This window comes from Trinickia fusca (assembly GCF_003628145.1).
Taxonomy (GTDB): Bacteria; Pseudomonadota; Gammaproteobacteria; order Burkholderiales; family Burkholderiaceae; genus Trinickia; species Trinickia fusca.
Genome location: NZ_RBZV01000018.1, coordinates 64,273 through 78,426, shown reverse-complemented (window position 1 = coordinate 78,426; position 14,154 = coordinate 64,273). Strand labels below are relative to the sequence as shown.

The 14,154-nt window shown below is 64.6% G+C and carries 12 protein-coding genes and 1 tRNA gene; 5 read left to right on the top strand and 8 right to left on the bottom strand.

The window, feature by feature from the left end; all coding sequences use genetic code 11:
- The 4 genes from cysD to D7S89_RS25565 form a co-directional block, all read right to left on the bottom strand.
- The coding region (cysD, locus tag D7S89_RS25580; protein WP_121281669.1) for a sulfate adenylyltransferase subunit CysD at window positions 1-783 on the bottom strand (783 nt) is incomplete at its 3' end.
- Between the two features lie 76 nt (window positions 784-859).
- The gene (locus D7S89_RS25575; RefSeq protein ID WP_121281668.1) at window positions 860-1,603 is read right to left on the bottom strand and encodes a phosphoadenylyl-sulfate reductase; all 744 of its coding nucleotides are present in this window, start codon (window positions 1,601-1,603) and stop codon (window positions 860-862) included.
- Complete coding sequence (locus D7S89_RS25570) at window positions 1,600-2,145, bottom strand: DUF934 domain-containing protein (RefSeq protein ID WP_121281667.1); 546 nt, start codon at window positions 2,143-2,145, stop codon at window positions 1,600-1,602. The genes D7S89_RS25575 and D7S89_RS25570 overlap by 4 nt, the downstream gene beginning before the upstream one ends.
- 31 nt (window positions 2,146-2,176) lie before the next feature.
- Window positions 2,177-3,856, bottom strand: coding sequence for a nitrite/sulfite reductase (locus D7S89_RS25565; protein WP_121281666.1), 1,680 nt, complete (start codon window positions 3,854-3,856; stop codon window positions 2,177-2,179).
- A 212-nt stretch (window positions 3,857-4,068) separates the two neighbouring features.
- On the opposite strand from D7S89_RS25565, the gene D7S89_RS25560 reads away from it, so the two are divergent.
- The 5 genes from D7S89_RS25560 to gltS all read left to right on the top strand — a co-directional run bounded on the left by D7S89_RS25560 (window position 4,069) and on the right by gltS (window position 9,213).
- Window positions 4,069-5,010, top strand: coding sequence for a CysB family HTH-type transcriptional regulator (locus tag D7S89_RS25560; RefSeq protein ID WP_121281665.1), 942 nt, complete (start codon window positions 4,069-4,071; stop codon window positions 5,008-5,010).
- A 32-nt stretch (window positions 5,011-5,042) separates the two neighbouring features.
- Entirely contained in the window at window positions 5,043-6,200 is a 1,158-nt protein-coding gene (locus D7S89_RS25555; RefSeq protein ID WP_121281664.1) for an ABC transporter substrate-binding protein, read from the top strand.
- Window positions 6,201-6,307: 107 nt separating this feature from the next.
- A tRNA-Leu gene (locus D7S89_RS25550) sits at window positions 6,308-6,392 on the top strand.
- A 375-nt stretch (window positions 6,393-6,767) separates the two neighbouring features.
- Window positions 6,768-7,994, top strand: coding sequence for a Na+/H+ antiporter NhaA (nhaA, locus tag D7S89_RS25545; protein WP_121281663.1), 1,227 nt, complete (start codon window positions 6,768-6,770; stop codon window positions 7,992-7,994).
- Between the two features lie 13 nt (window positions 7,995-8,007).
- On the top strand, window positions 8,008-9,213 hold the full coding sequence (gene gltS, locus D7S89_RS25540; protein ID WP_121281681.1) for a sodium/glutamate symporter: 1,206 nt from the start codon (window positions 8,008-8,010) through the stop codon (window positions 9,211-9,213).
- 27 nt (window positions 9,214-9,240) lie between these two features.
- Here the strand turns inward: gltS and D7S89_RS25535 are convergent, their stop codons facing one another.
- From D7S89_RS25535 to D7S89_RS25520, 4 genes are read right to left on the bottom strand one after another with little or no spacing between them, the layout of a single operon-like run.
- Window positions 9,241-9,831 (bottom strand): PqiC family protein, encoded by a 591-nt coding sequence (locus tag D7S89_RS25535; protein WP_121281662.1) that lies wholly within the window; start codon window positions 9,829-9,831, stop codon window positions 9,241-9,243.
- Window positions 9,828-11,447 (bottom strand): PqiB family protein, encoded by a 1,620-nt coding sequence (locus tag D7S89_RS25530; protein WP_121281661.1) that lies wholly within the window; start codon window positions 11,445-11,447, stop codon window positions 9,828-9,830. The genes D7S89_RS25535 and D7S89_RS25530 overlap by 4 nt, the downstream gene beginning before the upstream one ends.
- The gene (locus D7S89_RS25525) at window positions 11,422-12,714 is read right to left on the bottom strand and encodes a paraquat-inducible protein A (RefSeq protein ID WP_121281660.1); all 1,293 of its coding nucleotides are present in this window, start codon (window positions 12,712-12,714) and stop codon (window positions 11,422-11,424) included. The genes D7S89_RS25530 and D7S89_RS25525 overlap by 26 nt, the downstream gene beginning before the upstream one ends.
- A complete protein-coding gene (locus tag D7S89_RS25520; protein ID WP_245983272.1) occupies window positions 12,714-14,150 on the bottom strand; it encodes an efflux transporter outer membrane subunit in 1,437 nt (478 codons plus the stop codon). The genes D7S89_RS25525 and D7S89_RS25520 overlap by 1 nt, the downstream gene beginning before the upstream one ends.
- Window positions 14,151-14,154: the final 4 nt, after the last annotated feature.

Sequence of the window (14,154 nt, the reverse complement as noted above, 5' to 3'; positions counted from 1 at the left end):
CACGAGCGCCGTCTCGCTGCGCTCGCCTTCGCGCATCGGCGTGAGCGGCGTCACCGGCACGAGCAGGCCGTTGCGGCGCACGATCTCGCGCTCGTGCGCGTAGTAAATCGACGGCAGCTCGAGCTGCTCGCGTGCGATGTACTGCCACACGTCCAGCTCGGTCCAGTTCGAGATCGGGAACACGCGCAGGTGCTCGCCCGCGTGCAGGCGCGCGTTGTACAGGCTCCACAGCTCAGGCCGCTGCGCCTTCGGGTCCCATTGGCCGAACTCGTCGCGGAACGAGAAGATGCGCTCCTTGGCGCGCGCCTTCTCCTCGTCGCGGCGCGCCCCGCCGATCATCGCCGTGAAGCCGTGCGCGTCGATCGTCTCGAGCAGCGTGACCGCTTGCGCGGCGTTGCGCGAGTCGGTCTCGCGGCGCAGGCGCACGGTGCCGCGCTTGATCGAATCCTCGACGTGGCCCACCACGAGCTGCGCGCCGATCTCGGCGGCGCGGCGGTCGCGAAAGTCGATGACCTCGTCGTAGTTGTGGCCCGTGTCGATGTGCACGAGCGGGAACGGCAGCGCCGTCTTGCGGTTTGCGCCCAGGCCGAACGCCTTCAACGCCAGATGCAGCACGACGACCGAATCCTTGCCGCCGGAAAACAGCAGCGCCGGCTTCGCGCATTCGGCCACGAGCTCGCGCAGAATGTAGATCGATTCCGCCTCTAACCAGTCGAGGTGGTCCATGCGGCTTGCCGTCACTGTCAGCGGTGTCGTCACGGAGGATTCGAGAATCGTGCTCATGTGTATCGGTTCCTATCGTTTGCAGCAAGCGTCTCGCTCGACGCCCGCGGCTCTCGGATACTTCGGAATACTGCGGTTACACCGTCGCCTTGGCGGCGCCGGGTCGAATTTGGATCGGCGCAATGTGCAAGCCGCACTCTTTCGAGTCGCGCGACTCCCACCACCAGCGGCCGGCCCGGCTATCCTCACCGGGGCGAATGGCGCGCGTGCACGGCTCGCAGCCGATGCTCGGATAGCCGCGCGCATGCAGCGGATTGACCGGAACATCGTACATCTTCAGGTAGGCCCAAACGTCGGCCTCGCTCCAATCCGCAAGCGGGTTGTATTTCCCGATGTTACGAGCCGTGTCCTGCTCTTGTTCGTGGAGTTCGGCCCGCGTGACCGACTGCTCGCGGCGCTGCCCCGTCACCCACGCCTCGACGTCGGCGAGCGCGCGATTGAGCGGCTCCACCTTGCGAATCTCGCAGCAGCGCTTGCGCAGCTCGACGCTCTCATAGAACGCATTGAGACCGTGCTCGGTCACGTAGGCCTGAACCGCTTCGGGCTGCGGATGGAATTGCTCGATCTCGTAGCCGTAGCGCTCGCGCACGCGATCGATCATGCCGACCGTCTCCGCATGCAGGCGCCCCGTGTTCAGCGAAAAGATGCCGATTCGTGCGCCGCGCGAGAGGATCGCGTGCGTGAGCAACATATCCTCGGCCGCCAGGCTGCTCGCGAGCTTGACCTTCTGATGGCGGGTGGCGATCGTGTCGATCAGCGCGTTCAGGCGCTCGATCTTCGCGGCCAGTGCGGCGTCGGCAACTTGCGTGCTCGCGCTCATGCCCGCGCCTCCCCGGCTTGCGCGCCGCGACGGCGAAACAGCGGCAGCGGATTGTCGACCGCCCCCTGGTACTGCACCGACAGCTCCGCGAACGCGCGCAGCGCGTCGTGAATGTCCTTGTCGGCCCGCACGGCGAACGCATCGAAGCCGCAGCGCGCCATGTAGTTGAGCTGATCGTGCAGCACGTCACCGATCGCGCGCAGTTCGCCGCGCCAGCCATAGCGCTCGCGCAGCAGGCGCGCAATGCTGTAGCCGCGGCCATCGCGGAACACCGGGAAGTCGACGCCGATCAGCGAGATCCGGTCGAAGTGCCCCGCCAGATCGGCCGGTTCGTCGTCAGGGGCCAGCCACACGCCGAGCGCGTCCTTGCCGCGCGAGGCTACGAGCGCCTCGCGCACGCTTTCGTTGTTCCACAGGGCGAACGGCACCAGCACGCGGCCGGCGGGCAGCGCGGCAACATCGGGCAGCGTGCCGTCCTCGCCCGCACGCACGACGTGCCAATCATCGGTAACGACCGAGCGGTTCTTGATAATCGAAGTCATCTGCGAAGGTTCCTTGCGTCTCGTGTGCGCATCACGCGTGTGCGGGCTGCCGCGACGCGTACACGCGCTCCTTGAACGGCGCGATACCGAGGCGATTGTAGGTGTCGATGAAGCGCTCGCCGTCGATGCGGTTTTCGACGAACGTATCGATCACCTTGGCCACGACGTCGGGCATTTCCTCAGCCGAGAACGAGGGGCCGATCACGCGGCCCAGGCGTGCGCCGTCGGCGCCGTTGCCCTGCTCGCCGCCGAGCGACACCTGATACCACTCGGAGCCGTCCTTATCGACGCCGAGAATACCGATGTTGCCGACGTGGTGATGCCCGCACGAGTTCATGCAGCCCGAAATGTTCAGCGACAGCTCGCCGAGGTCGTACACGTAGTCCAGGTCGTCGAAGCGATGCTGGATGGCCTGCGCGATCGGAATCGACTTCGCATTGGCCAGCGAGCAGAAATCGCCGCCGGGGCACGCGATGATGTCGGTCAGCAGGCCGACGTTCGGCGTCGCGAAGCCATGTTGCTTGGCACGTTCCCACAACGCGAACAGGTTGCGCTTCTCGACGTTCGCAAGGATGAGGTTTTGTTCGTGCGACACGCGGATTTCGCCGAGCGAGTATTCGTCGGCCCAGTCCGCGACGGCTTCCATCTGCACGTCCGTGGCATCGCCGGGAGCCGCGACCGTCGGCTTCAGCGAGAGCGTCACGGCCGCATAGCCGGGGACCTTGTGCGGACGCACGCTGCGCTCGACCCAGCGCGCGAACGCGCGGTTTTCGAGCAGATGCGTTTCGAACGACGCATCGGTGTCGGACAGCTTCGCATACGAGGGCGGCGCGAAGTACTGCGCGATGCGGTCGTATTCGGCCTGCGTGAGCGTCGAGGGACCGTCCTTCAGATGCTGCCATTCCTCTTCGACCTGCTGCGAGAACTTGTCCGCGCCCAGCGCCTTCACGAGGATCTTGATGCGCGCCTTGAACAGGTTGTCGCGGCGACCGTAGCGGTTGTAGACGCGCAGCACCGCCTCGCAATAGGTCAGCAGATGCTGCCACGGCAGATTCTCGCGGATCACCGAGCCGATGATCGGCGTGCGGCCGAGGCCGCCGCCTGCCAGAATCGCGCAGACGACTTCGCCCGCCTCGTTCTTCGACAGGTACACGCCAAGGTCATGAATCTGCACGGCCGCGCGGTCTTCCTTCGAGCCCGACACGGCGATCTTGAACTTGCGCGGCAGCCAGGCGAATTCGGGATGGAACGTCGACCATTGGCGCAGAATCTCTGCCCAGGGACGCGGATCCACGATTTCGTCGGGCGCCACGCCCGCGAATTGATCGGCAGTAATGTTGCGGATGCAGTTGCCCGAAGTCTGGATCGCGTGCATCTGCACCGACGCGAGCTTGGCGAGGATCTCGGGTGTCTCCTCGAGCTTGATCCAGTTGAACTGCATGTTCGAGCGCGTCGAGAAGTGGCCGTAGCCGCGATCGTGTTCGCGCGCGATGCGGGCCAGCATCCGCAGCTGGCGGCTCCGCAGGTTGCCGTACGGAATCGCGATGCGGTGCATGTAGGCATGCCGTTGCATGTACAGGCCGTTCTGAAGACGCAGCGGGCGGAACTCTTCTTCGCTCAATTCGCCCGACAGACGGCGGCGGACCTGGTCGCGATATTGCGCAACGCGTTCGTCGACGATGGTCTGGTCGTACTGATCGTATTGATACATTCGGGGACCCCAGGTTGATGTCGCGCTGCATCCAGGCTGCGCGACGTCCGAATCGCCATCGATGCTTGCGGACCGCCATCGGCTCGGACTGTTCCGTTCATTGCTAATGACGGAGACAACTATGCATATTGAAAAAACTGGGTTGATCGTAATAAACTGCCCTTATATTTCAAACGACTAAAAAATTCTTTCTATATGCGAAAGGGTTATAAATGAATCTGCACCAGTTCCGCTTCGTCCGTGAGGCCGTGCGCCAGAACTTCAATCTGACAGAAGCGGCCAAAGCCCTCTACACCTCGCAGCCCGGCGTGTCCAAGGCGATCATCGAGCTCGAGGACGAGCTCGGCGTCGAGATCTTCACGCGGCACGGCAAGCGCGTGCGCTCGCTGACCGAACCGGGGCGCATCATCCTGGCGTCGGTCGAGCGCATTCTTCAGGAGGTGGAAAGCCTCAAACGGGTCGGCAAGGACTTCGCCGCGCAGGACCAGGGCAACCTGGTCATCGCCGCGACGCATACGCAGGCGCGCTACTCGCTGCCGGGCGCCATCGCCGAATTCAAGAAGCGCTTTCCGAAAGTGCATCTGTCGATCCTGCAAGGCAGCCCGACGCAGGTGGCCGAGCTGGTGCTGCACGACCAGGCGGACCTCGCCATCGCGACCGAAGCCATTGCCAGCTACAAGGATCTGGTCTCGCTGCCGTGCTTCCAATGGCACCACGTGGCGGTGATGCCGGCCGATCACCCGCTGCTCGAGCGCAAGCTGCTCTCACTCGAGGATCTGGCTCAATATCCGCTGATCACGTACGACAACGCGTTCGCGGGCCGGACCAAGATCGATCAGGCGTTTCATCTGCGCAATCTGACGCCGGACATCGTGCTCGAGGCGATCGATGCGGACGTGATCAAGACCTACGTCGAGCTCGGTCTTGGCGTGGGCATCATGGCCGACATCGCGTTCAACGCCGAGCGCGACCGCAATCTGCGCGCGATGCCGGTCGGGCACCTGTTCGGCAGCAACCTCACGCGCGTCGCGCTCAAGCACGGTGCGTACTTGCGCAGCTATGTGTACACGCTCGTCGAGCTGCTCTCGCCGACCCTCACGCGCAAGCTGATCGAGCAGGCGCTGAAGGGCGAGCACGAAAGCTACGAGCTCTGACCCTCGCCGCCCCACACTACGGAAACCATTGCATGGCGTTGTCCGACCTTCCGCGCCGCGCGCTCGCCGCTGCGACGCTCACCCTGGCGGCTTCGGCGCATGCCGACATCAAGATCGGCATCGACCTGTCGACGACGGGCCCGGCCGCCACGATCGGCATCACGAGCAAGAATGCGATGCTGATGTGGCCGAACACGATCGCGGGACAGAAAGCGCAGTACATCGTGCTCGACGACGGCTCCGATCCCGGCACGGCCGTGCGCAACATCCGCCGGTTCGTCGCCGAGGACCACGTCGACGCGATCGTCGGCCCCAACATCACGCCGGCCGCGCTCGCGGCGCTCGATGTCGTGGCCGAGTCGAAGACGCCGATGATCACGCTGATCGGCTCGGCCGCCGCCGTGGAGCCGCAGGAAGGCAAGCGCGTGTGGGCGTTCAAGATGGCGCAGACCGACGGCGCGATGGCCGACGTGATGACGCGCTACATGGCCAACCACGGCGTGAAGACGGTCGGTTTCATCGGCTTTGCCGACAGCTACGGCGAGAGCTGGCTGGGCGAATTCTCGAAGTTCGCGCAGCTGCGTCACATCAAGATCGTGGCGACCGAGCGCTTCAACCGCACCGACGCGAGCGTGACGGGGCAAGTACTGCGCCTCATGGCGGCCAAGCCCGACGCGATGCTCGTGGCCGGCGCCGGCACGCCGGCCGTACTGCCGCAGCGTACGCTGGTCGAGCGCGGCTTCAAGGGGCCGATCTACCAGACGCACGGCATCGCGACGCCCGAATTCGTCAAGCTCGGCGGCAAGGACGTGGAAGGTACGCTGTTCCCGACGCAGCCTGTCGTCGTCGCACGCACGCTGCCGGCCGATCATCCGGCGAAAAAGGCCGCACTCAAGTTCGTCGAGGACTACGAGAAGCGCTACGGGCCGGGTACGGTGACGCAGTTCGCCGGCGATGCGGCGGGCGCCTATCCGCGTCTCGACGACGCCGTGACGCGGGCACTGAGGCGGGCACAGCCAGGCACCGAGGCGTTCCGCGTGGCGTTGCGTGAGGAGCTGGAAAAAGCGCACGAACTCGTCGGGCCGAACGGCGTGGTCAATACGAGCCAGAAGGATCACGTAGGGCTCGATCAGCGGGCCAGCGTGATGGGCGAGATCAAAAATGGCGCTTTTGTGTATGTGAGCCAGTGAGGTTGGGCGCTCGGATGGCTTGCCCGTTCCGGCGTTTTCGGCCATAATCGCCGCTTTCCGCCGATGCAATGCGCTTGAGTGCGCTCCTATCTTGCTTCGGCAGGCAAGCCCAGGTGGTGAAACAGGTAGACGCAGGGGACTCAAAATCCCCCGCCGCAAGGCGTGCCGGTTCGAGTCCGGCCCTGGGCACCAACAGTTGTTCCGGCATCCGCCGCAGTATTCCGAAAAGCCCCGTAAGGTCAAAGCCTTACGGGGCTTTTTCTTTCGCCTGAGGCCCGGCTGGACACGTGGACATCGGGTGGTATTTGGGGTGGGTGCCAACCCCGCGCCGGCCGAGAAGCATCGGACCAAGGTCTTATTGCTTCTGCCAGGCCGCGTGACAAAATCGAACCAAGTCTCTCGCCTGGCGCTCCGTCCTCGTCAAGTGCCGACTTCGTCACTCCCGGCACTCGCAGCACTCCCGCATGACAGATCGCGATTTGCGGCAGAGTCTCTGCGCCCTGCTCGATACATTTTCCGGTATTGGCCAAGTCCTTCCTGAGCGAATGCGCAAACAACGGAACGGGTATGGTGATCGGCAACGCGATTCGCAAGACGACCGACAGCATTTCCGACTTCCTCAGACTGGAGTCGGCGGGTGGTTTGCTGCTTGCAGCAACGGCCGCGCTCGCGTTGATCTGCAGCAACACACCGCTTCGCGTCGCTTACGACGAACTGCTGAAGATTCCCGTGGAGGTTCGCGTCGGATCATTCGCCCTCGCGAAGCCGCTTTTACTGTGGATCAACGACGGCCTGATGGCGATCTTCTTTCTCCTCATCGGCCTGGAGGTCAAGCGCGAGGTCATCGAAGGCGAGCTGTCCACGCCCGCTCAAGTCGTGCTGCCGGTCGTTGCAGGATTGGGCGGGATGCTGGTTCCCGCGCTGGTGTTTTACGCCATCAACCGCGCAGGCGGCGCGGCGTTGAACGGCTGGGCCATTCCCACCGCCACCGACATCGCCTTCGCGCTCGGCGTTCTGTCATTGCTCGGCGACCGAGTCCCGGTGTCGCTCAAAATATTCCTGACAGCCGTGGCGATCGCCGACGATTTGGGCGCGATCGTCATCATTGCGCTGTTTTACACCGCTGAACTTTCGCTTTCGATGCTGATTCTCGCCGCCATTTCCATTGCGCTGCTGGTGGCCTTGAACCGCTTCAAAGTCACGCGGATCGCACCTTACATGATCATCGGCGTGATCTTGTGGGTGTTCGTTCTGAAGTCCGGCGTCCACGCAACGCTCGCCGGGGTTGCCGCCGCTTTCGCCGTGCCGCTCAAGACAACCGATGCCGAAGGACACGCTCCCCTGCACCGGCTCGAACACCACCTCCATCCGTGGGTGGCGTTCGCGGTCTTGCCGGTCTTCGCGTTCGCCAATGCCGGCGTCTCGTTCGCCGGCATCACGCTTGCCGCTCTCTCAGAGCCGCTGCCGCTCGGCATCGCCGCCGGTCTTTTCGTCGGGAAATTCGTCGGCGTCTGCGGAGCCAGTGCCGCGCTGATCGCGCTCGGGCTCGGCAAACTTCCTGCCGGCGCGAGCTGGCCGCAGTTGGCCGGCGCTGCCGCGCTGTGCGGCGTCGGCTTCACCATGAGCTTGTTCATCGGCTCCCTTGCGTTCGAAGGACCGGAATATTTCACGCCGATCCGCCTGGGCGTGATTGCAGGCTCGTTGCTTTCGGGGATCACAGGCTATCTGCTGCTCAGGTTCGCCCCCGGGCGCTCCACTACAACCTCGCCGCACAGCCGCCCCGTCGAACCATAAGCTGGGGAAGAACATCGTGAGCCTCGACGAGCTGGAAACACTGATGGCGGCATGCCTCGTGCTGCTGCTCGGGCGGCGGATCCTTGCCCGGACACCAATCCTGCGCACCTACAGCATCCCCGAGCCGGTGGTAGGCGGGCTGCTCTTCGCGTTGCTGGTCTTTGCGCTGCGCAGCCTCTCACACATCGAGGTGCGCTTCGACACCGCCCTGCAAACCCCGCTGATGTTCGCTTTCTTCGCCACCATCGGTCTGAACGCCGATCTGACGGCGCTGAAATCCGGCGGGCGGGCAATGGTCGTCTTTCTCGGTGTCGTCGCAGGCTTGCTCGTCGTGCAGGATGCGCTCGGTATCGTCCTCGCCTCGGTGTTGGGACAAGAACGCATTCTCGGCTTGCTCGGCGCATCGGTCACGCTCTCGGGCGGCCATGGCACGGGCGCCGCGTGGGCCAAGGTGTTCGCCGAACGCCACGGGCTCGCGGCGGCGACGGAGATCGCCATCGCTTGCGCCACCTTTGGCCTGATACTAGGCGGATTGATCGGCGGGCCGGTCGCGCGTGTCCTGATCACGCACTATCGTCTGGTCCCGAAGCCCAAGTCCGATGACGCCGCAGACGCAACCGGTTTCGAGCAACCCAAAGCGGTTCGCCCGGTCACGGCGGACGCCATCATCGAAACCCTCGCCTTGATGGCGGTTTGTCTTGCCGTCGGCTCGGCGCTCGCGTCTTGGTCGAATGGCACGGCGTTGGAGCTGCCCGCCTTCGTGTGGGTGCTGTTCGTCGGCGTCGTGTTGCGCAACGTGCTTGCGATACGGGGCTGGTACGTGGTTTCCGAACTCGCCGTGTCGACGCTGGGCAACGTCAGCCTCAGCCTTTTTCTCGCGATGGCGCTGATGAGCCTGCGCTTATGGGACTTGGCCTCGCTTGCGCTGCCATTGCTCGTGATCCTTGCCGTACAGTCGATTGCAATGGCCGCCTATGCGATGTTCGTGACCTTTCGGGCCATGGGCCGTAACTACGATGCGGCGGTACTGGCCGCCGGGCATTGCGGGTTCGGCCTCGGGGCCACGCCGACCGCGATCGCCAACATGCAAGCCATCACGGAGCGGTTCGGCCCATCCCATCTGGCGTTTCTGGTCGTGCCGATGGTAGGCGCGTTCTTCATCGATATCGCTAATGCGATCGTCATCAAATTGTTCCTGCTGCTACCGATTTATGGGTAGCGGCACGCGTGGGACGAGAACCCCATTTCATTGAGCCAGGCTCGTGCGGATGGCCGACTCGATATCGCGGCTCACCGCCGCAAGCGCACGATCGTGAGCCGCGACGAGGGCGTCGTAGCCCTGACCCTGCACGGATTCGTGTTCGAGCGAGCGTCCCGTGACAGGCGCGGACTTTTTCGGCGACCACACCGTCCACTGCGCTTCAACCGTGACAGCGTCGCCTGGCGCCGAATCGAAGCGCATGACGTCTACGCGCACGCGCCATACCGGCGGCACATCGGCGCCGGTGTCGAACACGCTCACGTGTTCCGAGCCAAGCAATGCACCCAGGTCTGCGGCGATCACGCGTGCGATATCGCTTTTCAGCGGCTCGGCCCAGCGGTCGAATTCATCGAGCGAGACCCGATTGCCCGCAACCCGCGTGACGATCTGCGGACGGTCGACGAGATCCGGAATCGTGACCGGGTTGACGACGACATGAAGCGGCATGGAAGACTCCCCGCTCGTCAACGTCGCATCGGGTTTGAGCGTGTAAAAACGGGCAACCGGCGAGCTGCCGCAACCGCCGAGCGCACCCGCTGCCAAGATGAGCGTAAGGAACGAGAGGGCGTGTTTCACGGCTGGGGCTCCGGCTTGCCGCGAATCAGCGCCTCCGGATGCCGCTCGAGATAGTCGGCAAGCGTTCGGAAGGCCGCGGCGGTACGCGCGAGTTCCTGCATCGCGTCGCTCGTGTTCTGCTGCAGCGCCGAACCGGGCCGCAATGCGTCGTTGGCCGAATCGAGCGCGGCATGGGCCGCGGCCATCGTGGCGCCGGCCTGCGGAAGCACTTCGGAGTCGAGCTGCAAGAGCAGCGCGTTCGCGCTCGCGAGCGTGTCCTGCGCGTTCTTGCCGATCGTCTCGAACGGAATCGTGTTCAGCCTTGCCATCAGGTGCGTCATGGAATCTTGCAACGATTGCAACGCACCTGGCGTGGTGGGCAGCTCCGGCGGGTTCGAGGCCCAGTCCACCTTCGCCTTCGCCGCGCCCGGGAAAAAGTCGAGCGCGACATAGAGTTGCCCGGTCAGCAGGTTGCCCGTTCTCAACTGCGCACGCAGTCCGTGCTCGACCAGGAAGTCCGCCAACTCGTGCGGCCGGTCGGTCAGACGTCCGCCCTTTTCACCGGTCTGATAGCGCGAAGTGAAGCGTTCCGGGAAGAGGTTCAATTCGACCGGAATACTGAACTGGCGGGTCACGGGATTGAAGCGCGTATAGATGCCGGTGACTTCGCCGACCACGATGCCGCGAAATTCGACCGGCGCCCCAACGGCCAAGCCCCGCACCGATTCCGTGAAGTCCACCATATACGGCTCGACGATGCGGTCGTGCCGCTTCAGCGCCTCGGTCTGGTTCTCGAACAGCGTGAATGCCGTATTCGCGTCAGCCGCGGGCTGCGCGAGCGAGCCGTCCGGCGTTTCGAAGGCAAGACCGCCGATCATGACGGACACGACCGACTGCGTGTTCACGCGCACGCCGTTGGTGTCCAGCGTCACGTCGATGCCGCTCGCGTGCCAGAAGCGCGTATCGCGCTTCACGAACTTGTCGTAAGGCGTGTTGATGAACGCCCGCAGCGTCACGCCCTTGCCGTCTGCATCGAGCTGATAGCCGGCAATTTGCCCGACCTGCAGACGGCGATAAAAGATCGGCGAACCGACATCGAGCGACCCCATATCGACGCTCTTCAGCACGAACTCCCGGCCAGGCACGTCGCTCGAGAGAACCGGCGGCACCTCCAGGCCGACGAAATCGCGGCGCGCTTTGTCCGAGCCGCCGACATCCATGCCGATGAAGGAACCCGACAACAGCGTGCTCAAACCCGAGACCGTCCCCCCGGAAATGCGCGGGCGCACGACCCAGAAGCGCGTGTCGTCGAGGAGCAGCTTCGTCGCGTCCTTGGTGATGTCGGCCGTCGCCACCACATGCTTGCTGTCGGGCGACAGCGTCACGGTCTTCACGACGCCGACATCGACGTTCTTGAACTTGATCTTCGTCTTGCCCGCCTCCAGCCCTTCGCCGGTCTTGAAGCTGATGGTGATCGTCGGCCCCTGCTCGAGGACCGCTTTGACCGCGAGCCACCCGCCGATCAGCAGTGCGACGATCGGCACGAGCCACACGAGCTGCATGCGCCAGCGCGAACGCGTGGTGACGACCGCCTCGGGCAACTCGGGGGCATCAGGCTTTTGCTCGGGTCCTGGCATGATCTTGCTCCACTGCGTCCCAGATCAGGCGCGGGTCGAACGTCATCGCCGCGAACATGGTCAGCACGACCACCGCCCCGAATGCGATCGCCGCGCCGCCGGCCTGAATCGTCGCCAGCGCCTGGAACTGCACCAGGGCGACGAGCATCGTGATGACGTAGATGTCGAGCATCGACCAGCGCCCGACGAACTCGACCACGCGGTAGATGCGCGTGCGCTGCTCCGGTAGCCAGCGCGAGCCGAGCTGGGTCGAGATCGTCAGATACGCAATGGCGAAGATCTTGAGCATCGGCACCGCGATGCTCGCGATGAAGACGACGACTGCAAGCGGCCACGAACCCGAAGTCCAGAGGTAGACGACCCCGCTCAGGATCGTGTCGTTCTGGGCACCGAACAGCGAACTCGTGTACATCACCGGCAGCACGTTCGCGGGGATGTACAACACCATGGCGGCGATCAGCAGCGCCCAGGTGCGCGAGAAGCTCGCCGGCTTGCGCATGTGCATGGCCGCGCCGCAACGCGGGCACGAGAGCGCGTGGGCGTGGGCGCTCGCGCGCGCGAGCAGCCCGCAGTCATGGCAGAGCACGAGACCGCATTGCGCCGCCGTGACGGCGCCGCGGGGTAATGGTGCGCTCACACCCGACGCACCGCCGCCGCGCGCCTGCACAGCGGCGATGCGCGACCACACCTGCCGCGCATCGAACGCCGCGCAGGCGGCTGCCAATATCAGCATCAGCGCACCGAACGACCAGAGGGCGGTGCCCACCACGACACTCGCAATGTGCGCGAGCTTGACCAGCGCCACGAGCAAACCGAGGATCAGCACTTCGGTCATGCCCCACGGCGCGGCCACATGACTCAAGCGAAACACGAAAGCCGGGCTCCAGGGCACGCGGTCGAACCGCAGCGGCAACAGCATCCAGAGCATGCTCAGCGTCTGCACCACGGGCATCAGAAAGGTGGTCGCGAAGACGAGTCCGGCGATGGGCCACATGCCATCCCGATAGAGCACGGCCACGGCACCTAGCAGCGTCGTTTCGACAACCGTCCCGCTCACCGACAAGCCCACGATCGGATACAAGTTGGACACGACGAACAGCACGACCGCCGCCAGCGAAAGAGCAAGCGAGCGCTCGAGACCGGCGGGGCGGTTCCGGTATAGCTCGGCATGGCAGCGGCGGCAGCGCAGCACGCCGCCGGGCGGCACCGCGACCTCGCGCTGCAGGAGATCGCATTCGTGACAGGCAATGAGATCGGCGCGGCTCATTACTGCGTCTCCGCGACCGGTTCGTGCGCTGCCGCCGGCTGCCCGCCTGGCGGCGGCGCGATCATGCGCTCCGCCTGGACGACCCATCCCCCGCCCATGGCCATGTAGAGCCCGACGAGGCTCGTGAGCGTCGTGCTCTGCGTCTGCGTGTATTGCAGCTCAGCGTTGAACAGGCTGCGCTCGGCATCGAGCACGTCGATATAGCTCGTATAGCCGCCTTCGTATCGCATCCGCGCGAGCCGCAAGTAGGTGCGCAGCGCGTCGACTTGCTTGCCTTGGATATCCAGTTGCTCGCGCGACTTCTGAAGCGCGATCAGCGCGTCCTCGACCTGCTGGAAGGCAACCTGAATGGCCTTTTCATAGGCGAAGAGCGCTTCCTGCTGCCGCGCTTCGGCCTGGCGAACCTGCCCTGTGATGTTGCCGCCTGTGAAGATCGGCACCGTGACCGAGCCGGCGAACGACCAGACTTTCGCGGGTCCCGTGAAGAGGTTCGAAAACCGCGAGCTGAGCGAACCGAATAGCCCGGTAAGCGAAATCGATGGGAAATACAGTGCGCGCGCCGCGCCGATCAACGCATTCTGCGCGATCAGGTTCTGTTCGGCCTGCTGCAAGTCGGGCCGGCGTTCGAGCAGGTCCGACGGCAGTCCTGCGGGCACGGCTGGCGTCCCCAGCCCGGCCAGCACGCGGCCGCGCAGAATCGGTTCCGGATTGCGGCCCAGCAGCACGGATAGCGCGTCCTCCGCTTGCGCGATCTGCGCTTCGAGCTGCGGAATCGTCGCTGCCGCCGCCTCATATTCGGACTGGCTCTGCGCGAGCTCCATTTGCGACATCTGCCCGCCCTTGAAGCGCAGCTCGAACACCTGGACGGACTCGGCACGGCTCTTGGTCGTGTCTTGCGCGATTTCGAGCTGCCGGTCGAGGCTGCGCAGCGCGATATACGACGAGGCAACCGAGGCTACGAGCGTCAGGATCGTCGCACGGCGGCTCTGTTCGCTGCCGAGCAGGTTCGCACGCGCAGCCTCGGTCTCGCGTCTCACCTTGCCGAACAAGTCGATGTCCCAGGCTGCCGACAAGCTCGGCTGAAACTGGTTGTAAACCGGACCGACACCAGCGGGCAGCGGCACCGCACCGCTCTTCGAAGCACGCTGGCGAGATGCGTCGAACCCCGCGCTAACTTGCGGAAACAACGCCGAACGCGTGCTCACGAACTGGCCGATAAATTCATCGACGCGCGCCGTCGCAGCCTTGACGTCCAGGTTGTTCGCGAGCGATGTCTCGATCAGCTCGTTCAGCACGGGGTCCTGGAACTGCTCCCACCACAGGGTGTTGGCGACGTCCGATGCGTCCCGGTACTCGAAGCGGAACGACGGTGGCACGTCCACCTTCGGCCGCACGTAGTCGGGGCCGAGCAGGCAGCCGCTCAACCCGAGCAGCAAGATA